Raw genomic sequence first — 25008 nt, forward strand, 5'->3', positions numbered from 1 at the left:
GCTTTTATCGTGTCACTCCAGAGCAAGCCGATGCTGATTCGCTTGCTCTGGATGGCGGCGGGCGAAGTGAGCTGTTTTTGATTTATTTCCATCCTTTGCTCTTACAAATTTGCTCATAAGCTTTTTGAATTTTTTGCGTTTTTTCGTTTGCTTTTTTAATCATTTCCGCTGATAGCCCCTGTGCGATTAATTTATCAGGATGGTGGCGGCTAATCATCTTGCGGTAGGCGCGCTTGACTTCTTTCTCACTGCTCGCGGGACTCGTTTCCAGGAGGGCGTATGCCTGGGCTAGCGTGCTTTCTGAGGCTTGTTGCTTTCGCTGAGAATGATAATAACGATTGCCGGATTGGTAGCCTCTAGATTCATTCCCATAGTGAGGCCTGTATTGGAAAAAATCTTCATAGAATCGATATTGGTCATAGAGGGGCGCAAAACCTAATGATTTGAGTATGACATTCAAAGATTGAATTTTGTTTTCCGTTAATCCGTCTATTTGAGCCGCTCGATATTGAACATCAATGAATATTCTCAGCAGTTCGGGGTTATCCCGGGTAATCATTCTGAGTTTTATCAGCATTTCTACCAGGTTAAAGTTGGTTTTTTTCCCTTGATTAAAGTTGTGGATGGCTTCTTTTTTCTGTTTGGAGTTAAGACGCAATTCATGCATCAACATTTTTGCAAGGCGAATTTCCTCTTCGGAAACCCTTCCATCTGACTTGGAAACATGGCCTAAAATGGAAAAAACCGCTTCAATAAAAACAGCTTTTATATCCTGATTTGTTTCTATGTGATAGGGCCAAAAAGGATTGGTAAAATGCTCTGTAAGGCCCTTGTCAAAAAAATTACCAATAAGAATGCCAACCAAAGCCCCCACAGGGCCTGCAATGAGAAAGCCTAAAAATGCGCCGATCAGTTTCCCCCACCATGCCTGGGTGAGAAAAAACTGGCGTAAGTTCATCATGTATTTATGTGTTCCCAGGTAATTTTTTTTCATAAGTAAACAAAGCGCTTAATCTTTTTTCCGAAGTAACGCTTATCCTTAATCATATTCTAGCGGTAAATCTCTTTTTTTATACAAGATATGCTAATATTTGACAAAAAATTGACAATTAAAAGACTTAAAATAGAATAGAAAAGCTTTTCAGCCAAATGAGAACCCATTGCTTATGCGCCGCATTTATACCTTATTTCTTTATCTTGCCATCCCTTTAATTTTAGTACGGCTTTACTGGAAAGGTCGAGGATTGGCAGCCTATCGCAAAAGAATCCATGAACGCTTCATGTTGATTTCACAACCAGAAAAAGTGGATATCTGGCTGCATGCAGTTTCATTAGGCGAAGTTATTGCGGCCACGCCATTAATTAACGAGCTTCTTGCAAGGCAGTTCAGGGTATTAATCACCACAATGACGCCCACGGGCTCACAACGTGTTTTAGAACAATTTGCCAACAGGGTGCAACACCAATATCTTCCCTACGATCTGCCTTTTATTTTGCGCCTTTTTTTTAAAAAATATACTCCCCGCATAGGCGTGATTATGGAAACGGAGCTTTGGCCGAATTTGATTAATCAAGCGCAAAAAGCGCAGGTTCCTGTTTTAATCGTTAACGCACGGATATCTGATCGTGCCTTTAAGCGTTATCAGCGATTCAAATTCTTTTTTAAACCGCTTCTTGCCAAGCTTTCTGGAATTTTGGCGCAAAGCAAGCTCGATGCCGAACGGTTTATGATGCTTGGTGCGCAGGCTTTGCATGTTGCGGCGATTGGCAATCTGAAATTTGATTTGCAAACCACGGTTGACGAAAGCGATATATATCAAAAAATTAAATATGCCATAGGAGTAAACAGGCCCGTATTCATTGCTGCAAGTACCCATGATAATGAAGAAGAGCAACTGCTTGGGCGCTATAACCAGTTAAAATCTGCCATACCTCACATCTTGTTATTAATAGCCCCTCGTCACCCCGAACGGTTTCAGTCTGTCTACCGCTTGAGTCAGCAGTTGGGCTTAAACACTGCTTTGCGAAGTAAAAGTCAGGACATCAATCACAACACTGAGGTTCTCATCCTGGATTCTTTGGGTGAGTTGCGTCATTTTTATAAAATCAGTGATTATGCCTTTGTTGGCGGCAGCCTAGTGCCGGTTGGCGGTCATAACCTGCTTGAGCCTATTGCAGCAGGGGTTCCTGTTTTTTGCGGACCCTATATTCAAAATATTAGAAGCATTTGTGAAGAGTTATTAAAGGAGCGGGCAATTTGTATTGCTTCAAATGCCGATAACGTCATCAGTGCCATGATTAATCTCTTCCATAATGAAACCATGCGGTCTCAACAGATTGCTAAAGCTTCCGAGTTTCTTAAGCTGAATCAGGGATGCCTTAAGCGGTATCTGCAAAAAATTGAAGAATTGATGGCTATCTGATGGCATTGATGAAGTAGCCTTTATTCACGAAGCTTGATGCGGAAATCAGGCAGGTAATCCCGGATTATGATTTTGTCTAATCCGGGCCAGGATATGTGTCCAGTTATTGATGTCACGGTTTCAGAATTAACCGCCCTGATTTTGCCGCTCTTTAATTTCGGAAAGTGTTTTGCAATCTATGCAAAGCGTGGCGGTAGGCCGGGCTTCGAGGCGGCGCAGACCAATTTCGACGCCACAGGCTTCGCAGTAACCGAAATCGTCGTCGCGAAGCCTTTCCAGGGCGTCTTCGATTTTTTTAATCAATTTGCGTTCACGATCTCTTGTGCGTAACTCGAGGCTGAACTCTTCCTCCTGGCTTGCTCTGTCAGAAGGGTCAGGGAAATTCGCCGCTTCATCTTTCATATGCATGACGGTACGGTCAACCTCTTCCATTAATGATTGACGCCATGCAAGCAATATTTTCTCAATGTGCGCAATTTGCTTTTCATTCATATACTCTTCGCCCTCTGTTTCCAGATAAGGGGCTATTCCCATGCTACTGACTGCATCATTTTTCACGTTAAGTTCACTCTTATTGGTTAGATCATGTAATTGCTTGGGCATAATCGCCTCCTGCTGCCATTCACTTTTCCTGTCATATCCCTATGAAAGAAAAGGGCTAGATATACCAAAAAACCTGTTATTCATCAACTATAGACTATTTTTTTACTTCAAGAGATCTAAAAATTAAATTCATTGTGCAATTTTTGCAATTGTCCGCCAGTAACCCGATAATGGCCCTGGCAATCTTGAAAACTTTGAATAAATTGAAAACCGTGTTGCTCAAGCAGGCTTGCAACTGATTCACTTTGGTTATAACCATGCTCTAGCAATAACCAGCCATGGACCTTGAGAAATGAAGCGCTGCTGGCAATGATATGGCGTAGCGCTTCCAGCCCGTCAGCGCCGCCTGCCAGGGCATCCCGGGGTTCAAAACGAATTTCTTCATTCAACAAATGCGGATCATGGTCAGCAATGTAGGGGGGATTGGAGAGGATGACATCAAACAGTTGCTGTGGAATAGTTGAAAACCAGTCAGACTGAATAAAAGTAACATTGCTGATATTTAAATTTTTTGCGTTTTGACAGGCAATTTCCAATGCTTTTTTACTGGCATCGCTTGCCAACAAGTTCCAGGCAGGTTTTTCAGAAGCCAGTGCCAACGCAATAGCCCCGCTGCCGGTTCCAAGATCCAAAAGAGAAGCATGGGGAATATTGCCAGCCAATTTTAAGGTCAATTCGACTAAAAGTTCGGTTTCAGGCCTTGGTATGAGGGTGTCGGGGCTGACCTTAAGCGGCAGCGACCAGAATTCGCGATTGCCAGTAATGTAAGAAACGGGCATGCCTTCTTGTCTTTGCTTTAAACAGCATTGAAATTGCTTCCATTGCGTTTCATTTAAGGCATGCTCGGGATGGGTATACAAAAAAGCACGCGTCATGTTTAAAACATGCGAAAGCAAGACTTCTGCATCAAGTTGAGGAGAAGAACCAGTGCCGGATAACAAACGAATGGCAAACTGTAAAGCATTTTTTACATCAATCATGTCCACCTAATTCAGCCAGTAATTCGGCATGATGTTCACGCTTTAAGGCATCAATGACCGGGGACAAATCGCCGGCTATAACCTCCGGCAATTGATAAAGAGTCAAATTAATGCGGTGGTCTGTCAGCCGCCCTTGCGGAAAGTTGTAAGTGCGGATACGCTCAGAGCGATCCCCGCTGCCCACTTGCAGTTTTCTGGAGAGAGCCTGTTCTTGTTTTTGTTTGCTTTGTTCTATATCAAGCAATTTTGTTTTTAAAAGCGCCAATGCTTTAGCACGGTTTTTATGCTGAGAGCGCTCATCCTGACATTCCACGACAATGCCTGAGGGGAGGTGGGTAATTCGAATTGCAGAATCTGTTTTATTGACATGTTGGCCGCCGGCACCGGATGAACGGTAGGTATCAACGCGTAAATCGTCATGATTGATGACAATTTCATCAACTTCGTCGACTTCGGGCAATATGGCAACTGTGCAGGCAGAAGTATGAACCCGGCCCTGCGACTCTGTTTCAGGAACCCGTTGCACGCGATGTGTGCCCGATTCAAATTTTAATTGTCCAAAGACATTATGCCCACTGACTTTGGCTATGATTTCCTTAAAGCCTCCATGTTCTCCATAGCTGGCGCTTAAGATTTCCACTTGCCAGCCCTGGGTTTCGGCGTAACGGCTGTACATGCGGAACAGATCGCCTGCGAATATGGCCGCTTCATCTCCGCCCGTACCGGCTCTGATTTCCAAATACACATTCCGCTCATCAGCAGGGTCTTTGGGGACTAACTGGTGTTGCAGTTTTTCATCAAGGATGGCAAGTTTTTCTTTTGCGGCGTCTATTTCTTCCTGAGCCATCGCAGCTAGTTCTTTATCTTCACCGTGCAGCATGTCTTCTAATGATTTAAGCTCGGAATTTGCTTTTTGGTATTGCTCGAAGGCAGAGGCAACCGGTTCAAGATGCGCATATTCTTTGGAAAGCGCCTTAAACTGGTTTTGATCCGCAATAATGCTCGCATCAGACAACAGGCGCCCTACTTCTTCAAAGCGTTCATACATTTGTTCGAGTTTGAGTTCCAGTGATTTTTTCATGAGGTGTGGTTTTCTGATGAGTTAAAAAGGTATTGGGCAAATCCCAGGATATCGGCACGATTATCCCATGCTGCCTGGCGTAATCCAACGGTAGGGTTATGGGTTAATTTCTTTAGCAGCCGTTGGCTGAATTCATCCAGTACCTGATGATGGCAATGTCCCGCAGCCAGTTTTTGTTTTGCACGCTGTAATTCTTGCTCAGCCAGACGTTGCATTTGGCTGCGATAGTCGCAAATAATTTCCTTAGCCTTAAGGGTGCGGTGCCAACGGATATAATTATCCAATTCGCGTTCTATCAGCTTTTCTGCATGCAGGGCCGCGTGGCGGCGTTCAACCATACCCTGTTCAGCCATCATGTGCAAATCATCGATATTATAAAGGTGCACGTTCGCTAAAGTCCCAACATCGGGTTCAATATCCCTGGGCACCGCTAAATCCAGAAAAAAACAGGGTTGATGCTGGCGTTTATGCATCGCTTCAGCAACCAGCGATTTGCTGATAAAAGGCAAGGGACAGGCAGTGGCAGAAATGACCACATCCGCTTTCGCCAAATATTGCGGGATATCGGTAATAGTCAACGCTTCTCCCGCAAGGGAAGTAGCAAGCTGTTTGGCGTTTTCATGGCTGCGGCTGGCAACCATAAAGTGCCTTGTTCCTTGCTTGAAGAGGTATTTAGCAACCAGGGATGAGGTTTCTCCTGATCCAATAATCAGGACACGCAGCGATGAAAAGTCTGGCAAGAATTGGCTAATAAGCTGTACGGCAGCAAAAGCGACTGACACGGGGGTATTGCCAATACCGCTTCGATTGCGAATTCGCTTGCTGGCCTGGAAGATATATTGGAAAACCTGGCGTAAATTATTTTTGACCGTACCGGCCAGGCAACCCTGTTGATAGGCTTGCTTCATTTGGCCCAAAATTTGCGGCTCTCCAAGCATCATTGAATCAAGGCCGCTCGCAACGCGAAGGGTGTGCCGTATTCCATGATGGCCCTGGTGCGTATAAAAATAGGGAGAAATCAGTATCGGATTAAGTTGGCGTTCTCCTGCAAGCCAGGAAATGATGGGGCTCGCATTTTCCGCATCGCAATAAATTTCAGTGCGATTGCAGGTAGAAAGAATGGCAGCCTCATTGATTGCAGGCAAGCTGACTAATTGATTCAGAAGCGTATCCTGGCGTTCCAATGGCAGCGCGATTTTTTCCCGCACTTCCAAAGGCGCAGTTTTATGACTAATTCCACAAGCAACAAACACCATAGGTAAAGGGATAGAAGGTCAGCAATAATGAAAGAATTGTAAACTATTGTTTGTCATAATTATAGACTTTTTCCCAATAAACAGATTTAACCTTGGTAAACATGCATTAAATTTGTACTTTTTCAGTGTGTTGCCATGGTGTCTGTTGAATGAATATGATTCAACAACAAGCTTTGCCCGCAATGGGGCTTTTCTGCCAAAAAATACTGCTGAAAGCAGGATTAAAAAATCAAATTGCCCAACTCATTCCGACTTTGTGCTTCAAACAAAAAACCTGGCGAAATTTTGTTTATTATATGATGAAATTGCTCAAAATTAATCGTTTTTCTAAAGTTGTTTTTACTTGGCGCCGCTATTGTAGTTAGCCCGGTGATAAAGCCGTGATTTACTGGTAGCGGAGGGTATATGGATATCATTTTTCAGGGGAAGCACAATAGTGAAGAGGCGATTGAAAGTCTCTGCAGAGTTATAGAATTATTTAAGGAGCGATATCAAATCTGCCAGTTTCGTGAAATGCGCCTGACGATGACGCTCGTCGATGAGCAAGGTGATGATGTGGAGCTTGTTGATAGCGAAACAATGGACGTATACCGTACCTTTGAAGTACATCGTGAACAATATGAATTAACGAGACGGCCGAGCACGCCTATATTAAAATTGGTGATTGATAATACCCGATAAACATATTATGGTGCAGAATGACAGTTGTCTACGCCGTACTTGCAATCATCATCAGTTTACTGGCGGTTGTTGGCCTGCATGAAGCGGGCCATGCTATTGCTGCGCGAATATTTGCCGTAAAAATCAAGCGCATTGCCATTGGTTTTGGCAAACCATTACTCAAAAAGACCAGCCGGAGAGGCATAGAATGGGTATGGGGATTATGGCCTTTGGGAGGATATGTTCTTCTGCTCAATTCCCGCCATCATGCAGTAGAGCCAAAAAACAAGCGATTTTGTTTTGATAAAAAACATGTTTGGCAGCGAATAATCATTCTTTCAGCTGGCGCACTGGTTAATATTCTCGTTGCTTGGTTTGCTTTTTTGTTCATTTATCTCATCGGATATAAAACCATATTGCCTGTGAGCGCCTATGTCAGGCCAAACAGTATCGCAGCTCAAGCGGGCATGCAACAAAAAGACCGTTTCATATCCATTGCAGGCCAACCTGCCGAATCCTGGCGGCAGGTTGCGATGGCTTTTATCATGAATCTTGGCGAGAAGGATGTTCTGGTAGAAATCATGGATCCGGCAGGTAAAAAACGGACGGCTTATTTTGATTTAACCCGATGGGAATACAATCGCAAAAATAATACGTTATTTAAGCTTATCGGCGTCAAGCCGGACACGGATAAAAAATATCATCTTAAGATTTCGGGTTTACCAGTTTGGCAAGCAGCCAGGAAGGCATTTGAAAAATTATATGAATTAATCGCCTTCTATCTTGTTTTACTGAAACAATTAGCAGCAGGGGTATTGCCCATCAGCGTGCTCCTTGGTCCGCTTGGGCTGTTTACAGAAATGATTGCTTCTTTTACACAGGGGCTTCGGATGTTTTTGTATTTTATCGGCAACCTGAGTTTGGCAGTCGCTGTTATCAACCTTTTGCCCATACCGGGCCTTGACGGCGGTTCTATCTTTTATGCAATGATTGAAAAAATCCGTGGAAGGCCGATGTCTATCGCCATGGAAATATTGTTGCATCGCTTGGCTATAATCTTATTTTTTGTATTCTTGGTGCAATTGTTGATGAATGACATGCAGCGGTATTTACAATGATGCCCCAATGCTCGAGGCAGGCTGTCTGCAGTTTCCTTTCGTAACTTTAAATTACGTTATACAATGGATTTTTAATTGAACCGGGGGACAGCGGATGTCTATGTCATTCTTAATCAAAATTTCTCATTATTGTCTTTTATAAGGCGATGATCATAATAACCCTTCTATTGCTGCCGTTGCTTGCGGCAGCCATGGCCCCGCTTATAGTCAGGCTGGTTCAGGGCAATCTGTCGGGATGGTGTCTCGGACTGGTCCCTTTTTTGATGCTTTGCCTTACCCTGTCCCAAAGCTCAAATATAGCTCATGGTCAATTGCCTGCCATCAGTTTCTCCTGGTTCCAATCCATGCATATTGCTTTTGCTTTTCGCATAGACGGTTTAAGTCAATTAATGCTTTTGCTCATCAGCGGCATCGGCTTTCCAATAGTGATTTACAGCAAGCCTTATTTTGGTAATCATGATTATCTAAGCGGTTATTATGTCGTCTTGTTTATTTTTATGGCGGCCATGACCGGAGCAGTTTGTGCAAACGATCTTTTGACCTTATTTGTATTTTGGGAAATCACATCCATTTGTTCATTTGTCCTTATTGGTCTTAAGCACCGCTATCGTACCGTAAGAAAGGCGGCGATCGAGGCATTGTTTATCACAACAATAGGGGGGCTTTGCCTGCTGGCATCTTTTGTATTGCTCATCCAGGTGAGCGGTAATCATGAGATTCATCAACTTGTCAAATATTCCTCCATAGTAAACAAGCCATTATTTCCCTGGATTTTTGTCCTGTTTTTAATCGGTGTTTTTACAAAATCTGCCCAGTTTCCATTTGGGTTCTGGCTTCCTGGAGCCATGCGTGCGCCTACTCCTGTGAGCGCCTATCTTCATTCTGCAACCATGGTACAACTTGGAATTTATCTTTTGGCACGTTTTCATCCCCTCTTCGCTGAATCGCAGTGGTGGTTTGGAAGCCTGGCCCTGATAGGCAGCATTTCCATGCTGACAAGCGCCTTATTTGCGTTCAAACATTACGATATGAAATTAATCCTTGCCTACACCACAATTACCGCTCTGGGATCACTGGTTGTGACCCTTGCCAGTAATCATGAATTGATGATCAAGGCTGCGGTTTCATTTTTATTGGTTCATGCCTTATATAAGGCAAATTTATTCATGGCCGTGGGAGATATACAACATCAGACAGGAACCCGCCACCTAAAGCAGGTCGGAGGATTGCATCATGCCATGCCAATCACAATGCTTGCCATGTGCGTCGCGGGTTCTGCCATGGCAGGGCTTCCGCCATTGCTTGGGTTTTATGTTAAGGAAATGCTTTATGAGGCGAGTTTAAATATCCCCGCTGCAGCTTATATACAAACCTTTATCATCCTTTTAGCCAATATGATGATGGCTGCCATCGCTTTTATCCTGGTGCTGAACGTTTTTTGGGGCAAGAAGCGGCCTCATCAGGTGCGTGAAGCGGACATGAACATGTCTGTGAATGCTTTTATATTGGCAGTGGTAACAATTATCCTGAGTTTATTCACCAACACCCTGGATTTTTACATTCTTTCTCCTGCTGCTGAAGCCATTCTTGGCCGCAAGGTAGCAATGGGTTTGCCTTTTCACGTGGAGATTTGGCGTCCGTCATTGATACTGAGCATCATTACCCTGAGCGGCGCCTTGCTCATCTATCTCGTGAAGTATCAGATACGCTTTATACTTATTAAAACAAACGTATTGCGCTGGATTTTTCCCGAACGTATTTTGCAGGTGCTTTTAACAGGCAGCGTTTTAACGGCAAAGCTGTGGACGACGCTTTTTCAGCACGGATATATGAATCGGTACCTGATGCTTGCCTTTCTTTCTACTTGCGTATTAATGGCATATGAAAGCGGGAATTTCTTGTTTACCGGATCTTTTCTACCTTCTTCTCCCTTGCTTTGGAGCTTATCTGCCTGGCTTCTTTTTTCAGCGGCCCCAATATTGCTGATTCGGCGATTTATCAGCGGATTAATCGCGCTCGGCGTTTTTGGATTGGGGCTTGCTTTTTTCTTTGTGACGCAAGGCGCGCCTGATTTGGCAATGACCCAGGCACTGGTTGAGACCTTGATGGTCATTTTGATTGTTTTCACCCTGTCGGGACTTATAAACTGGCCGAATATCGCTTCGGAGCCCAATTGGCATTGCTTCAGCAGGGCTTGTGTTGCTGTCTTTTTTGGTTTGTTGATTGGCATAGGGGTTGAGCGTGTACTCAGTATGCCTTTCGATAACGCGATTGGCCGATATTATCTCGACAACAGCGTCTTTGAAAGTTATGCGGCAAACGTGGTGAATGCCATACTGGTTAACTTTAGAGCCCTGGATACCCTGGGAGAAACGACAGTGTTGCTTGTTGGCGCATTGGGGATTTTTTCACTTTTGGGCACGGGATGGAGAAAGAGAAAATGAGATCAGTCATATTACAGACCATTACCCGTCTTTTATTGGCCTGGATGCTCGTTTTTTCCTGGTGGGTATTGTTGCGCGGCCATAATGCCCCGGGCGGTGGCTTCATTGGGGGCTTAATTGCCGCATCTGCTTTTTCTTTATATCTTTTGGCTTATGGAGTAAATCGCGTGCAGCAGATTATTTATTTTTCACCCGTTACCTGGTTAGGATTTGGCTTAATTTTAATGCTTTTAAGCAGTATTTCAGGGTTGGTTGCGGGAAAAGTGTTTATGAGTTTTACCGCACTTCGAGGCTTTGAGCATTTCATCAATTCTGCAATAACGTTTGATGTTGGGGTTTATCTTGTTGTATGTTTTTCTGTGCTGTGCATATTGATTGCTTTGGAGCGTTCGCAGTGAATATTGTAACTGTGCTGCTGGCTTTGCTAATTGCTGTTTCAGTCTATTTATTGATGAGTACCCAGCTTAACCGCTGGTTATATGGCTTGATTCTTTTTTCTTCATTAATCAATGTGAATATTCTTTTGCTGGGCCGGGTTTATTTTTCCCTGCCCGCGTTCATCGGTAAGGACGGCGGCGGAAATCTTGGTAACCCCTTGCCGCAGGCCATGGTTTTAACAGCAATTGTTATATCGTTTGCGCTGATTGCTTTTTCCTTAATTGTTTTGCGTGAACTTTACCGCAAAAGTCACACCTTGCGGGATATGCCGCTTTCGATGTTTAAAACAAGAAAAAAAAGGCGCCATGATGGCTGATCTGGCCTGTTTTCCTTTACTGTGCGCTTTTGCAATTGCGTTAGTGTCACTGCTTTCTATAAAAATCGAAAGGGGACAGCGGTTGCTCCATATCCTTGGTGCCGTGATTTACCTGCTCGTGTCTATTTATGTATTTAGGACAGTGCAATTAGATGGCCGCCTTGTTTTGCGGATTGGCGGTTATCCTTCAGGCTTTGCCATTTCATTCCTGCTGGATGGTTTTTCAAGTTTGATGTTGCTTGTAACTGCTGTCACGGTTTTTGCCACAGCCATGTATAGCCTTGTTGATACCACCATTCACAAAATCAGCATTTTTTATCCCGCTTTCTGGTTTATGCTATGCGGGGTGACCGGGGCATTTTCTACCGGAGATTTATTTAATTTGTATGTCTGGTTTGAGGTGATGATCATGGCCTCATTCGTTTTAATGACTTTATCCCATGAAGAAAAGGTTTTGCAGGGTACCTTATATTATATTGGACTGAATATCCTTGCGACTTTGCTTATGCTCCTTGCCATTAGTTTTTTATACGGCCTGAGCGGAACGCTGGATATGTATGACATGGCAGGCTGGTTTCATGATTCTCAAAACTCGGCTGTTGCTTTGCCGTTTATTGCGTTATTGCTTGTTTCTCTTGCGATTAAATCCGCACTGTTTCCGTACTATTTTTGGCTGCCTGATTCCTACTACTTAACCAGTGTAACCGTGGGTGCGATTTTTGCAGGATTACTGACGAAAGTTGGTATTTATACGTTAATGCGTACTGCCACTTTGTTTTTTTCTCCCAGCGCGCATTTCATGGAAATTTTACTGTTTGTGTCCTGCTTCACCATGCTGGGAGGCGTATTTGGCGCAATGACTGATTTTCACATTCGCCGGATTCTATCTTTTCATATTGTCTCACAGGTAGGGTATATGACCCTGGCCCTGGCAATGAGTACAACTCTGGCATTAAGCGCCGGTATTTTCTATATCGTTCATCATATCATTGTCAAAACCAACCTGTTTTTAATTGCAGGCTTAATCAGCCGTTATAACGGGCATGTGAACTTACGCAAGATGGGCAATTTTTTGGGTAAAAAACCGCTGCTTGCCATATTGTTTTTAATTCCGGCCTTGTCTTTGGCTGGCATGCCCCCTTTTTCAGGATTCTGGGCAAAATTCCTCGTTTTAAAATCGGCTCTGGCAGGCGGTTTTTGGATGAGCGCTGTCATTGCGCTCGCCGTAGGTTTTTTCACATTATATTCCATGATAAAAATTTGGCGTTATGCTTTTTTGCAACCCGCGCAATTTAAAACCAGAAATATTCCATTGCAAGAGCGCATGTTTTTTTATTTGCCAATTATTTTTCTTGGACTCATAACGTTGTTTATAGGCTTTTTCCCGGAAACACTGTATGCCGTCGCAAATGCTGCGGCTCAGGCATTACTTCAGCAGGAATAGGGGCAATCATGGATTCTGTAAGAAAAACGTTATACAGGATGATTTATATTGTGATGTTTATTTTTTTTGTTTCTTATGAAATTATTTGGGCTAATTTGAGAGTAGCCTTTGTGGTATTAATGCCTGGGTTACGGGCACAACCTGCAATACTCTATTTTCCTCTTAGCTGTACCAATAATATACAAATCACTGTCCTTGCCAATATTATCTCCCTGACTCCTGGAACCTTGACTTTGGAAATTTCTAAAGATAAAAAAAATCTGTTGCTGCATACCATGTTTTTTACGGATAAAGAGAAGTTAGTTAAGAGTTTGCGTAAAAAATTTGAATATCCAATCAGGGTGATCTGGCCATGAGTCTTTTATTCTGGCTTTCTGCATTTGCCATAGCTCTGGCTTATGTGTTCTGTCTTGTTAGAATGGCGCTCGGCCCAAGTTTGGCGGACAGGATTGTGGCGCTTGATTTGCTGGCTAATTTGTTAATGGCTTCTATTGCTTTCTTTAGCATCTATAAAAAGCAGGCCATTTTTCTCGATATTGTGGTTGCCTTGGCTTTGGTGATGTTTTTAAGCAGTACGATGTATGCGCGATACCTGGAAAAAATGCTCAAAGAAAAGGAAAAGAGGGATGATACCATTTAGCGATTATTTTTTGATTGCAGGGGCGGGGTTGATATTGATTGCATCTCTGGGCATTCTAAGGATGCCTGATCTGTATTTGCGTATGCATGCTTCCGCGAAAGCAGGAACCTTGGGCGCAGGCCTCGTCTTGGGCGGCGCTGTGCTTTTTTTTGCAGACTGGCTGGTTGCTATTGAACTGTTGATGGCTATATTTTTTCTGATTCTGACCGCCCCCGTGGCGTTTCATCTTTTAGGGAGGGCAGGATACCGCCAAAAGCTGGAACTTCATGAAAAAACAAAAATACTAAAGGATTAAAAAATCATTTTTTAATGAAGCGTTCGAGGTTTGCATCACTCTTGTTAAATATTTCGATTCTGATTTTGATGATATGCCGATTTGATCTGTCCAAGTGTACTATAATTGAACTATTCGGAAGATCCCCTTTGTGGTTAGGGATTGCAAAGGTTCAGGAACAGAAATGGATCAATTTAGCTGGTTCTTGAGTAAATTGTTAAAATGGAAAGGAATAGATGGAATGAAATATATATTTGGACTCATTCTCTTGTTTACTTTCCTTATCCCGGCGCAGGCTGAAAAAGGGGAGGAAAAGTTGGCTCTGGTTATCGAGGCGATGGATCAGTGTTATGAGGTTGAAAATCAGGTGGGTGCTGATTTAGCGAAATGCATACGAAAAAAACTGGAACAAGACGGTAATCCTCAAGGTTATCGGGTCAATATCTTTGTTGAAAATCTCAGCAAAGATGTTATGAGTAATATCACTGTTACTGTTTATAACAAATCAGGCCTGGTCATTGTTTGCTATGGAAAGGCGCAACACAAAATACAGTTAACTCACTGTACCGGCAAACAAGAACATCCTTTCTCAAAAGAAAAGATGCTATCTATTGAGCCGCCAATTTCCCAATAAGAGATGAAGAACAGTTAGGCGCTGGGTTGATTTGCCAACAGCCCCTCATTAAAACGTGACGAAATTGGTTACCAGGAAGCCTTAAAAAATCTATTTATTTTTTTAGGCTTTTATGGCCTATAATTCTCTCTTGCCCGCAAGAGAAATTATTTCAGGGATTGATGATGCATGACGCATATCTGTTATTTCTGATACTGGCCATAACCATCGTAATGTTTGTTTGGGGGTATTTTCGCTATGATACAGTAGCTTTAATGAACCTTCTTGCTCTCGTTTTTACAGGCCTTGTGCCTTCTTCCCAAGCTTTTTTAGGATTCAGCAATTCTGCAGTAATCAGCGTTGCAGCAGTCATGGTGATTTCTTCAGTGATTATCCAAGCGGGTCTCGTTGAGCAGATATTGAGTTTTATGAAGCCTGTATTGGCATCTCCCTTCTTGCTGATAGGCTCAATTTGTATTTTGGCTGCTGTTTTATCAGCATTTATGAACAATGTTGGGGCATTATCGCTTATCATGCCCGTTGCCATTCAGGGTGCTATCAGCGCAAAATTGTCCCCATCAAAGATACTGATGCCCTTATCGTTTGCAACCATACTTGGCGGCATGACAACCAAAATAGGAACCCCGCCAAACCTTTTGATTTCTTCTTATAAAGAAACCTTGACCGGCACGCCTTTTTCCATGTTTGATTTTACCCCTGTCGGGTTTGCGGTCGCATTGGGCGGTTTGGTTTTTATCATTTTTATTGGTTGGCGTTTTGTTCCCGAACGGCGCAAGGCTTCTGGCGACACAAGCGAAATGTATCCCATTCAGGATTATATTACTGAAATCCGTATTCCGGAGAATTCTCCTGTGGCAGGAATGAAGCGCGCTGAGCTTGAGCAATTCATCGAAGGGGATTTTTCCATACTGGGGTTAATCAGAGGGCGTAAGAAAAAACTGGTGGTGCACAGCAGAGAGGAGCTTTTGGCAAATGACGTCTTAATCATAGAAGCTTCTCATGAGGATTTAAATAACCTGCTGATCCAGGGAAACCTGGAATTAAGCCAGGGAGAAATTATTTCACCTGAAAGCCTGCGTGGTGAAGAGATCAATACCATTGAAGCTGTGGTGACTCCGGGCTCCAGGTTGCAAGGCCGTTCTTGGCAAAGGCTTCGAGTGAGATCAAGATATGGCTTGAACCTGCTTGCCGTTGCGCGGTCGGGGAAAGGAATTAGAAAACGGTTAAACCATGTAAATTTTAATCCGGGAGATGTATTGTTAATTCAGGGGCCGGGAGAAGATTTACGTGAGCAAATCATTAACCTTGGGCTTGTTCCTCTGGCAGAAAGAACGATTAACGTGGGTTTTAAAAGAAGCCTTGTTTTGCCCTTGGCATTCTTTATTGGCGGAATTTTATTAACCTCATTGCAGATTTTATCGATTGAAGTCGCTTTTACTCTTGTCGTAGTGTTGATGGTTGCTTGTAACGTAATTCCAATACGTGAAGTCTACAAAAGTATTGATTGGTCTATTATTGTTCTTCTTGGTGCCTTAATTCCGCTGGGCGATGCGCTGAAGAACACCGGAGCTGCAAAAATGATAGGAAATTCCCTGTTGTCAATGACAGGAGGCAGCTCAGTCATTCTCATTCTTGCCTTGTTACTCCTTATCACCATGACTTTATCGGATTTTATGAATAATGCGGCAACGGCTGTTGTTATGGCGCCTATTGGCGCTGATATTGCAGAGCTGCTCCATATGAGCCCCGACGCATTTTTAATTGCCATCAGTATTGGCGCTTCCTGTTCTTGCCTCACGCCCATCAGTCATCAAAACAATACCCTTGTCATGGGACCTGGAGGGTATAAATTTTTTGATTATTTATGGCTTGGCATTCCGCTGGAAATTGTGGTACTGCTTACAGCCTTGCCTGCCCTGGCTATTTTTTGGCTGTAATCATCAAAAATCGTCAATGACGTTATTTTTGCCCAGGATGATTTGACAAATCGAACCGCGAATCACGCACAATGTGCTTATCCAACGCGAACACTGCATCTGCAAAAACGAGCAGGCATCGCAGAATGCGGTGATTTAAAATATACCTGGCGATTTGAAGTAAAAATGCAATAATGAGTTAAAAGGCGTTTGATTCGACAGGGACTGGTGATGAAAACAAGGATTTTAAATTTTTATGCTGCTTTACGAGCCAGTTATTGGTATATCCCTTTGCTGATGACTGTCATGGCTATCTTGCTTTCTATCGTTGCCATGCAGATTGATCATTACCTGTCTCCTACTTGGCTGCGGAAACTAGGCTTGTTTCATTACAATAATCCTGAAGGAGCCCGCGCTTTTTTAACGACCATCGCCTCATCCATGATAACCGTGGCAGGGGTTACTTTTTCAATGACTATTCTTGCCGTATCTTTTGCTGCAAGCCAAATAGGCCCGAGACTCACCTCCAATTTTATGCGCGACAGGCCTAACCAGATAACGCTTGGCACCTTTATCGCAACCTATGTTTACTGTTTAATGACCTTGCGCAATGTATTAAATACAGCAGAAGGGGGACTATTTGTTACGATAGGAAGAGAAGCCTTTGTACCGCAAGTTTCTTTATTGATTGCAGTCATTTTGACATTCTGCAGTATTTTAGTCTTAATTTATTTTATTCACCATATCCCCGAAAGCATTAACATGTCCAATGTGATCGCTAAGGTTGGGGAGGACTTGAATCGGCAGGTGGGACATTTATTCCCCATGAATATTGGTAAGGAATGCCCGGATAAAAACGTGGATATTCAAGATACGCTTCATCAGCATTATGATGCGATTGTTTCTACAACGCATGGTTATATCCGCATCCTAGATGGTAATTCATTAATCAAGACGGCCAGGAATCACCAAGTGATCTTGAAGCTTGAAGTACGTCCCGGGTCATACGTTACCGAAAAAACGACCCTTATTCATGTTTATTCCAAAGAAAAAATCACTGATTCTCTAGCGGGAGAATGCATCAGCGCCTTTGCTTTTGGGCATAGGCGTAATCAGGAACAGGATATATTGTTTCTGGTCAATGAAATGGTTGAAATTATTGCCCGCGCCTTGTCTCCGGGCGTTAACGATCCTTTTACAGCGATGACAACCATCGATTGGTTGCAGTTATTTTTAGAACAAGCATCGAAAACCTGTGAACATTCGCCTTACCGCTATGATAAGGACGACAACCTGCGCTTGATCATAAAACCCATTTTGTTCAGTGAATTTTGCGATATGATTTTCAGCCGAATTCAGCCTTATGTTAGCCGTGATCGCAATGTTACCCTTCATATGATGCAAATGATTGTGAATATCCATGCCGCAATCGCAGAAAAAACTCATCAGCTTGTTCTCGTTGAGCATGCGCGGGCACTGAAAAATGCAGCGGAAGAATGCCTGCCCATAAAAGCAGATCGTGAGTTGGTCAGGCTTCACTATGAAAAATATTTTCAAGTTTAATCATCTAAGCATAAGGAAATCGTTATGAGTGATATCAGTAGAGGCAGCATACGCATCAGGGGTTTTGAAGATCCTGAAATGGATTTTCAAATGATTCGCCAGCTTGGATCTACCTCATATAAAGCCGCATCCGTAGGTGAATGCCTGAATATTGCTAACCGAATGCAGGAGGCCGACCCTGAGAAATGGGTTAAGGCATTTGAAGAGCAGGCAGAATGGCAAAAACAGGATGGTTTCGACCGCCTGGCGAAAAATCATATCATCAGCGGACGTGAGCAGCTCTTTAAGGCATGCAATTCCTTTCGTGCCGCAGAATATTATTCACCCTGTTCTTCCGAGCACCACCGGCAACTGGGGCTTAAATCTGCTGATTGTTTCATTGCAGCGCTTGGCAGCATGGATTTGCACTTTGAAACCCATGCGATTGCCTATAAAAATATTCATATCCCGGTTTATTTTATTTCGCCGGCAAATGATGGCCAAAAACGTAAAACGATTATGATTGTCAGTGGTTTTGACGGCACCCTGGAAGAAGAATTCCTCATGCGCGGCAAGGCTGCCGTAGAGCGTAACTATAATGTCATTCATTTTGCAGGCCCAGGTCAGATGGATGTTTTTCGCAAATACCCGGATACTTTTTTTGAGCCTGATTTTGAGAATGTGGTGAAACTGGTCATTGATTATTTTGCTTTTCGCGAGGAAGTTGACATGAATCATCTGGCTCTTTTGGGCATCAGCATAGGCGGTTATTTTGCAACCCGAGCGGCTGCCCATGAACCAAGGATCAAGGCATTGATCGCCAATTCACCGGTGTTGGATGTCCATGCTTATCTTTCCTCTTTTATTGGCGGGGATCCGGCAGAAATGCCTGATGAAAATAACTTCCGTATTGAGGATTTGAACAATATTCCTGAGTCAGAGTTTCCTTCTGAGATGAAGGTTCGCAGCGAACAGTTAATGATTCGTTATGGACGCCGATCATTTAAGGATACTTTTATCTATTTAAAAGAATTTAAAGTTGGCAGCGCACTAAAAAACATCAATTGCCCATGCCTTGCGCTTATCGGTGCCAGTGAGGGAGGGGAGCCAGAAAAGCAATTTGATGAGTTTTGTAATAAACTGAATGCTCATTATTATAAATTTAGTGATTTTGAAGGCGCCAGTACCCATTGTCAGGTTGGAAATGTAACTTTTGCCAATGCTGTCATGTATGATTGGCTGGATGAACATAATTAATGAAGGAAAAAAATGAGAATCAATTTATTTCGAAAGTTATTTTTAACAATGATTTTTACGTTATTGATGGGCTGTCAAGGCTATAATGCTGCCGGCGGGATATTCAATTTTCCCTTGCAGTCCAGCGATGAATCTCTTCAGGCTGCAGTCAGTGAAACTTTACGAAATCATAAGCTCTTAAGAGATGCACCTCTTCATGTTGAAGTTGCAAATGGGGTGGTATATCTCAGCGGGTATGTTAAAACCATTCGTCAAAGTGATACAGCAGCGGAACTGGCAGGGAAAATCAATGGCGTTAAATATGTTCAAAATGACATCGTAGTGCGTAAGTAGAAAGAACAGGCTTGGGCACCGCTGTCGGATTTGGTTTTGCTTTACATCGCATCATCCATATCCAATACTTATGAAAAAAGCATCATTTGTAGGGGATGGGATGAAATTCCGAACCAAGCTGATGGTTAGCTTATTGTTTGCCGTATTGATATCAAACGGGGCTTTTTTACTGCTGGCATATCTTTATGGCAAAAAATCCCTTTATCAAGAAGTTGGCTCAACAGCCTTATCCATAGCGGCCACGACAGCCGCGCTCATAGATGTAGAACAATATCAGAAAATCAATGTCCATACTTCGGAATATTCTCCCTTATATCAGGAGCTCGAGGCCAAATTACGCAAGGTTCGCGATGCCAATCGGCGCGATGACGCGTATGTAAATTTTATTTATACCCTATTTCCCGATGCCAAAAATCCGGAAATACTGCGTTTCGGGGTAGACGCGGAAGAAGAGGGCGCGGAAAAAACAAAATTAGGCACTATTGTAAAATTTAAAACGGCTTCAGGAAAACCCCTGCCGATTGATTACGGCAAACCAAGCATACTGCCCGAATTTATTGAAGATATATGGGGGCATTGGCTAAGCGCCAGTTATCCAATCCGTACGCCGGAGGGTGAATATGCGGGCAGCATCCGTGTAGACATCAATGCCGAGGAGGTTGCCGGCCGGTTTCACGGGCTGCTTATTGCGGGATTTGCTTTATTTACGGCAACAATACTGCTGGCCATGCTGATTGGTTGGTTGTTGTTACGCTGGTTTAACAGGCCTTTATTCAAAATTACCGCAGCTTTGAAAAAAATCAGCGAAGGCGATCTGAGCGGTCATTTGGAAATTCGCACCAGAGATGAATTTGCGGAAGTTGCAGAAATCATCAATAAAATGACGCAGGGTCTTAGGCAGCGTGATATGCTGCAGGCAAGCCTTACCCGATACGTGTCTCATGCATTGGCTGAAAGGATACTGGACACGGGAGAGCTTCCGCAACTCTCAAGCGAACGGCGCAAAGTGACTATTCTTATCTGTGATATTCGTAATTTCACTGCCATTTCAGAACGAATTAAGCCTGAAGAAGTGGTTAATTTTTTAAATGATTTTTTTGAACGCATTATTGAAATTATCATTTCTCATGAAGGCATATTGGATAAATATCTTGGCGATGGATTTTTGGCCATATTCGGCACACCCCAGGATGATCCCTATCAGGAGGATCACGCCATTGAAGCTGCCATCCAGATCCGGGATGTGCTTAAGCCATTTAATGAACAATGGGAAGAAAAACTCAAAACGAAAATAGCTATTGGCATAGGCATTAATACTGGCAGCGCAATCGTAGGCAATATTGGAACGGATATACATATGGAATATACCGCAATTGGCGATACAGTTAATCTTGCCTCAAGAATTGAAAGCGCTTCCAAGGAATTAAATGCCGATATCATCATCAGCGAATATACGTATATTGCAGCAGATCATTCTGCCTTTCAGTTTAGGGAGCTCGGTGAAATTAGCGTGAAAGGAAGGGTGCACAAGGTAAAAGTATACACGGTATAAAGGCTCAAGGAGTATAAGATGAAAGAGTGGAAGGCAAGTCTTCAGGTAAAATTGGCTGAGAAACTGGGACAAGAGAAGGGGGGCGGTCTCTTTAAGAAGTATGCGGAAAGTTTTCCGGCGGGCTACTGTGAAGATTATGATCCTGAAACTGCCAGTCAAGATATTGCTTTTCTTGAAGAAGTATCTGAAAAAAATACTCTTGCTTTAAAATTTTATCACCTGCCCAAAGAAGAAAAAAACAGGCTGCACCTTAAGTTATTTCAGTGGCAAAGGCCTGTGCCTTTATCCGATGTATTGCCGATGCTTGAGAATTTTGATCTTCGCACCCATACTGAACATCCTTACAAAATCATTCGCGGTCGTGAAACCATCTGGATTAACGATTTCTCCCTGGAAACCAAACTTCAGGATTTAAAGCTTCAGAAAATCCAACTGCTGTTTGAGGAAGCGTTTGCGCGTGTTTATTTCGGACAGGCTGAAAATGACGGGTTTAACAAACTGATATTAGGCGCTTCACTTTCCTGGCGTGAGGCAAATATTTTGCGGGCTTACGCCAAATATTTACATCAAATTCGCTTCCCTTACAGCCAGCTGTATATTGAACGCGCGCTCACCAAAAATCTGGCCCTTGTCGAAGATCTCATTCAGTTTTTCAAACTGATGCATGACCCTAAAAAGAATTTGCCGGCCGCCAAAATCAATCAAGCAGAACAAGAGATTCTTGCCAGGCTGGAACTGATACCTGAACTGGATGAAGATACCATTATCAGGAGGCTGCTTTGTCTAATTAAGGCAACCTTGCGCACCAATTACTATCAAGTGGATGAAAACGGCGCGCCCAAAACATATCTTTCCTTTAAGTTTAATTCGCGAAGCATACCTGATATGCCTTTGCCCGTGCCAATGTATGAAACGTTTGTCTATTCCGCACGGTTTGAGGGCATACATTTGCGGTATGGCAAGGTAGCGCGCGGCGGGCTCCGCTGGTCTGACCGCTTGGAAGACTACCGCACGGAAATTTTGGGGCTGATGAAGGCGCAGGTAGTCAAGAACTCGGTCATCGTGCCTACTGGCGCTAAAGGCGGCTTTACCTTAAAGCATTTGCCCAAGAGCCCTTTGAAGGAAGCGCTTCAGAAAGAAGTGGCTGCCTGCTATGGCCTTTTTATCCGCGGCCTTCTTGATTTAGCCGATAATGTCCGCGAAGAAAAAACCATCCCTCCCAAAGATGTTGTCTGTCATGATGCTTCAGACCCCTATCTGGTAGTGGCGGCTGATAAGGGAACCGCCACGTTTTCTGACCTTGCCAACAGCATTGCGGAAGAATACGGTTTTTGGCTGGGCGATGCCTTCGCTTCCGGCGGTTCGGCAGGATATGATCATAAAAAAATGGGAATTACCGCACGCGGTGCCTGGGAGTCGGCGAAAAGGCATTTTAGGGAACTGGAAATTGACCCTGAACAGTCAATATTTACCGTTGCAGGCATTGGCGATATGAGCGGCGATGTGTTTGGCAATGGCATGCTTTATTCAGATAACATTCGATTAATTGCAGCTTTTGATCACAGGCATATTTTTATCGACCCGAATCCCGACCCAAAAATTTCATTTGAGGAACGAAAGCGTTTATTTCAACTTCCTTCCTCGTCCTGGGAAGATTATGATTCCAGTTTGATTTCAAAAGGCGGCGGTGTTTTTAAACGTACCCTCAAAGCAATTGCGCTTACTCCGGAAATGAAAAAAGCGCTCGACGTCAAAAGCGATTCGTTGACCCCTGATGAATTAATCCGAGCCATCCTGAAAGCCCCTGTGGATTTGTTATTTAATGGGGGCATTGGCACTTATGTCAAATCATCAAAAGAAAGCCATGCGGATGTTGGCGACCGCGCCAATGATCGCTGCCGCGTCAACGGCAGCGAGCTTCGCTGTAAAATAGCCTGTGAAGGCGGCAATTTGGGCTTCACCCAGTTGGGGCGGGTTGAATTTGCGTTGAATGGCGGCCTTGTTAATACCGATTTTATTGATAATTCAGGAGGAGTGGATTGTTCTGACCATGAAGTGAACTTAAAAATATTATTGAATCAAGAAACGCGAAACGGCAAATTATCGCTAAAAGCCCGTAACAAATTGCTGGCGTCGCTTACTTCAGAAATAGGGGATTTGGTGCTGGCCAACAATTATTACCAGGCATTGGCTTTAAGTTATGCGGGTTTTATGGCCAGGGAAGAGATAGGCTTACATGCCGACTATCTAAAAGAGCTTGAGTCACAAAATATTCTTAATCGCGAAGTCGAGTATTTGCCTCAAAACAAGCAGCTGATGGAGCGTAAGGCGGCAGGTCAGGGGCTCACTCGGCCGGAACTTGCCGTTCTTCTTGCCTATACCAAGATCCACCTAAAAAATGATATCTTAAATTCCACGCTTGTTGAGGATCCATACCTCGCCCTTCAACTGGAAACTGCATTTCCAAAATTAATTGGTAAAAAATACAAAGAGCCTTTAAGGGAACATCAATTAAAGCGCGATATCATTGCAACCCAGCTTGCCAATAGCGTGGTGAACAATATGGGAATCACGTTTATTTTCAAGACAGGGATGGAAACAGGCGCGTCAGTTGCTGATATCATTCGGGCCTATACTGTCGCTTCTGAAATTTTTTCAACGAAAGAGTTGCTGAACACGATTCAGTCTCTTGATTATCAAATTTCTCTGGCTGAACAGTTTGATATGGTAAAAAACATCCGCACCCTGATTGCCTTATCCACCCGGTGGTTTCTGCAAAACAACCGCCTGCAAGGCGAGATCCAGCCATTGATCAAGGAATACAGCCAAAAAATCAGGGCGCTTGAACAGTTAATTCCCGAGCTGATGGGCGGGGTGACACAACATTATCTCGAAACCCTGACCGAACAATTCCAAAATGCGGGGCTTTCAAGGGCCACTGCCCAGCGCATTGCTGCCTATCGTGCCATCTACACCACTTTAAACATCATTGAAGTGGCAAGAACCCACAAGCTGGATATGGAACAAACCGCAAGATTCTATTTTGCCGCAGGCGAGCGGTTGAATCTTTTGTGGTTTCGCGATCAAATGGCAAGCGATACACGGGAAGGCTACTGGAACCAGCTTGCCAAGCTTTCACTGCGCGATGAGCTCGATTTGGCGCAGCGCACCCTGACGCAGCGCATTATGGCCAGTACCGGCAAAGGCGAGGTGGACACAAGAATAGAAGCTTGGATGGCCGAGAATCCTGCCATTATTGAACGATGGAATAAATTATTATCCATGGTACACAGCAGCGGCTCGGCGGATTACAGCATGTTTTTTATCGTTATCCGCGAATTTATCAGATTACTGAATAATTCATTATCCCATGGCGCTGCTTCATCCTGATTGGGCTCGCGTTGGGCCAAGGCCCAACCTGCGTCTGATTGACCCCGTTACCCTGATTTCAGCTCAAAATCATCACAGGGGATATTCAGCATATCGAGCCCTTTTTCAAGGTAATCGGGCAGAAAAGGATGTGCCAATAAATAATCTACAAAATTAACAGGCATATTGTCTCTGGCGGCATCTTTTGCTGCCTGCCAATCGTCAAAATCGCCGCGGCCAAGGTACATGAGGGCGAGCAGCTCTGTTTGCAGGGAAGGCTCAAGAGAGCCTATCGCATTTTTAATTTCAAGATAAGTCAGGTCATCCTGGTGGTCGGCCAGAACCTGTGCCCAGTCATATTCATATTCGGTATCAGGCGAGTCTTCAGGGATCGAAACCTCTTCCTTGGCATGGAACTCGCGCGCTCTTAAAATCAGCAGGCAGACAATATCGGGGTTGATGCTTAGCGCATTTACATTAGCCATAAAACAGTCCTTTGTTTATTGCCTATATCAAATTATAGGACACTAAAACGAATACTATTTAAACTGCCGCAAGCAGGTGCGCTTTTAGCTTGGCGGATATGGGAATTTGAGCGGCAACCCGTATTAGGCTTTCTTGAATACGGGTTGCGGTTATGCATTATGATAATCTATTATTTACTCCGTTGCTGAATGTATTTGCAATTTGTTTTGCAGTGTCTATAGCTCCCCCCACCGCCCGTCCAG

The 25008-nt window shown here is 43.7% G+C and carries 24 protein-coding genes; 18 read left to right on the forward strand and 6 right to left on the reverse strand.

Features of this window, described 5'->3' with window-relative positions; genetic code table 11:
- Window positions 1-82 precede the first annotated feature (82 nt).
- Window positions 83-958 (reverse strand): co-chaperone DjlA, encoded by an 876-nt coding sequence (gene djlA / locus Llon_RS00405; RefSeq protein ID WP_058528252.1) that lies wholly within the window; start codon window positions 956-958, stop codon window positions 83-85.
- A 208-nt stretch (window positions 959-1166) separates the two neighbouring features.
- Here djlA and waaA point away from each other — a divergent pair, with 208 nt between their 5' ends.
- Window positions 1167-2423 carry a lipid IV(A) 3-deoxy-D-manno-octulosonic acid transferase gene (gene waaA, locus Llon_RS00410; RefSeq protein ID WP_058528100.1) on the forward strand — a complete coding sequence of 419 codons (1257 nt, stop codon included), beginning with the start codon at window positions 1167-1169 and terminating at the stop codon, window positions 2421-2423.
- Window positions 2424-2549: 126 nt separating this feature from the next.
- On the opposite strand, the gene dksA is transcribed toward waaA, so the two are convergent.
- The 4 genes from dksA to hemA all read right to left on the reverse strand — a co-directional run bounded on the left by dksA (window position 2550) and on the right by hemA (window position 6343).
- Entirely contained in the window at window positions 2550-3026 is a 477-nt protein-coding gene (gene dksA, locus Llon_RS00415) for an RNA polymerase-binding protein DksA (protein ID WP_058528101.1), read from the reverse strand.
- Window positions 3027-3142: 116 nt separating this feature from the next.
- Complete coding sequence (prmC, locus tag Llon_RS00420) at window positions 3143-4006, reverse strand: peptide chain release factor N(5)-glutamine methyltransferase (RefSeq protein WP_058528102.1); 864 nt, start codon at window positions 4004-4006, stop codon at window positions 3143-3145.
- Window positions 3999-5087, reverse strand: coding sequence for a peptide chain release factor 1 (prfA, locus tag Llon_RS00425; protein WP_058528103.1), 1089 nt, complete (start codon window positions 5085-5087; stop codon window positions 3999-4001). The genes prmC and prfA overlap by 8 nt, the downstream gene beginning before the upstream one ends.
- Window positions 5084-6343 (reverse strand): glutamyl-tRNA reductase, encoded by a 1260-nt coding sequence (gene hemA / locus Llon_RS00430; RefSeq protein WP_058528104.1) that lies wholly within the window; start codon window positions 6341-6343, stop codon window positions 5084-5086. Before hemA ends, prfA begins: the two co-directional genes overlap by 4 nt.
- Before the next feature lie 145 nt (window positions 6344-6488).
- Between hemA and Llon_RS00435 the strand changes: the two genes are divergently transcribed.
- The 17 genes from Llon_RS00435 to Llon_RS00515 all read left to right on the forward strand — a co-directional run bounded on the left by Llon_RS00435 (window position 6489) and on the right by Llon_RS00515 (window position 24301).
- Window positions 6489-6662, forward strand: coding sequence for a hypothetical protein (locus tag Llon_RS00435; RefSeq protein ID WP_157079296.1), 174 nt, complete (start codon window positions 6489-6491; stop codon window positions 6660-6662).
- Window positions 6663-6748: 86 nt separating this feature from the next.
- A complete protein-coding gene (locus Llon_RS00440) occupies window positions 6749-7024 on the forward strand; it encodes a hypothetical protein (RefSeq protein ID WP_058528106.1) in 276 nt (91 codons plus the stop codon).
- Between the two features lie 17 nt (window positions 7025-7041).
- Complete coding sequence (locus tag Llon_RS00445; protein WP_058528107.1) at window positions 7042-8121, forward strand: M50 family metallopeptidase; 1080 nt, start codon at window positions 7042-7044, stop codon at window positions 8119-8121.
- A gap of 146 nt (window positions 8122-8267) precedes the next feature.
- On the forward strand, window positions 8268-10565 hold the full coding sequence (gene mbhE, locus Llon_RS00450; RefSeq protein ID WP_058528108.1) for a hydrogen gas-evolving membrane-bound hydrogenase subunit E: 2298 nt from the start codon (window positions 8268-8270) through the stop codon (window positions 10563-10565).
- Window positions 10562-10963, forward strand: a complete 402-nt coding sequence (locus tag Llon_RS00455) for an MnhB domain-containing protein (RefSeq protein WP_058528109.1) — start codon at window positions 10562-10564, stop codon at window positions 10961-10963. The genes mbhE and Llon_RS00455 overlap by 4 nt, the downstream gene beginning before the upstream one ends.
- Complete coding sequence (locus Llon_RS00460) at window positions 10960-11319, forward strand: sodium:proton antiporter (protein WP_058528110.1); 360 nt, start codon at window positions 10960-10962, stop codon at window positions 11317-11319. The genes Llon_RS00455 and Llon_RS00460 overlap by 4 nt, the downstream gene beginning before the upstream one ends.
- On the forward strand, window positions 11312-12763 hold the full coding sequence (locus Llon_RS00465) for a complex I subunit 5 family protein (RefSeq protein ID WP_160149086.1): 1452 nt from the start codon (window positions 11312-11314) through the stop codon (window positions 12761-12763). Before Llon_RS00460 ends, Llon_RS00465 begins: the two co-directional genes overlap by 8 nt.
- A gap of 8 nt (window positions 12764-12771) precedes the next feature.
- Window positions 12772-13119 carry a Na+/H+ antiporter subunit E gene (locus Llon_RS00470; protein WP_058528111.1) on the forward strand — a complete coding sequence of 116 codons (348 nt, stop codon included), beginning with the start codon at window positions 12772-12774 and terminating at the stop codon, window positions 13117-13119.
- Window positions 13116-13403: an MrpF/PhaF family protein gene (locus tag Llon_RS00475; protein WP_058528112.1), complete on the forward strand. Its 288-nt coding sequence runs from the start codon at window positions 13116-13118 to the stop codon at window positions 13401-13403. Before Llon_RS00470 ends, Llon_RS00475 begins: the two co-directional genes overlap by 4 nt.
- The gene (gene mnhG, locus Llon_RS00480; protein ID WP_058528113.1) at window positions 13390-13698 is read left to right on the forward strand and encodes a monovalent cation/H(+) antiporter subunit G; all 309 of its coding nucleotides are present in this window, start codon (window positions 13390-13392) and stop codon (window positions 13696-13698) included. The genes Llon_RS00475 and mnhG overlap by 14 nt, the downstream gene beginning before the upstream one ends.
- 220 nt (window positions 13699-13918) lie before the next feature.
- A complete protein-coding gene (locus tag Llon_RS00485; RefSeq protein ID WP_131754646.1) occupies window positions 13919-14311 on the forward strand; it encodes a hypothetical protein in 393 nt (130 codons plus the stop codon).
- 164 nt (window positions 14312-14475) lie between these two features.
- The gene (locus Llon_RS00490) at window positions 14476-16248 is read left to right on the forward strand and encodes an SLC13 family permease (protein ID WP_115336882.1); all 1773 of its coding nucleotides are present in this window, start codon (window positions 14476-14478) and stop codon (window positions 16246-16248) included.
- Between the two features lie 210 nt (window positions 16249-16458).
- Window positions 16459-17790, forward strand: a complete 1332-nt coding sequence (locus Llon_RS00495) for a DUF2254 domain-containing protein (protein ID WP_058528116.1) — start codon at window positions 16459-16461, stop codon at window positions 17788-17790.
- Window positions 17791-17814: 24 nt separating this feature from the next.
- Window positions 17815-19026: an alpha/beta hydrolase family protein gene (locus tag Llon_RS00500; protein ID WP_058528117.1), complete on the forward strand. Its 1212-nt coding sequence runs from the start codon at window positions 17815-17817 to the stop codon at window positions 19024-19026.
- 12 nt (window positions 19027-19038) lie between these two features.
- On the forward strand, window positions 19039-19359 hold the full coding sequence (locus tag Llon_RS00505; protein WP_058528118.1) for a BON domain-containing protein: 321 nt from the start codon (window positions 19039-19041) through the stop codon (window positions 19357-19359).
- A gap of 100 nt (window positions 19360-19459) precedes the next feature.
- A complete protein-coding gene (locus tag Llon_RS00510; RefSeq protein ID WP_058528119.1) occupies window positions 19460-20911 on the forward strand; it encodes an adenylate/guanylate cyclase domain-containing protein in 1452 nt (483 codons plus the stop codon).
- A gap of 18 nt (window positions 20912-20929) precedes the next feature.
- A complete protein-coding gene (locus tag Llon_RS00515) occupies window positions 20930-24301 on the forward strand; it encodes an NAD-glutamate dehydrogenase (protein ID WP_058528120.1) in 3372 nt (1123 codons plus the stop codon).
- 47 nt (window positions 24302-24348) lie between these two features.
- Here Llon_RS00515 and Llon_RS00520 read toward each other — a convergent pair whose 3' ends face one another.
- Entirely contained in the window at window positions 24349-24765 is a 417-nt protein-coding gene (locus tag Llon_RS00520) for a DUF3775 domain-containing protein (protein WP_058528121.1), read from the reverse strand.
- Window positions 24766-25008 lie beyond the last annotated feature (243 nt).

Origin of the sequence: Legionella londiniensis (genome assembly GCF_001467825.1) — a bacterium.
Taxonomy (GTDB): domain Bacteria; phylum Pseudomonadota; class Gammaproteobacteria; order Legionellales; family Legionellaceae; genus Legionella_A; species Legionella_A londiniensis.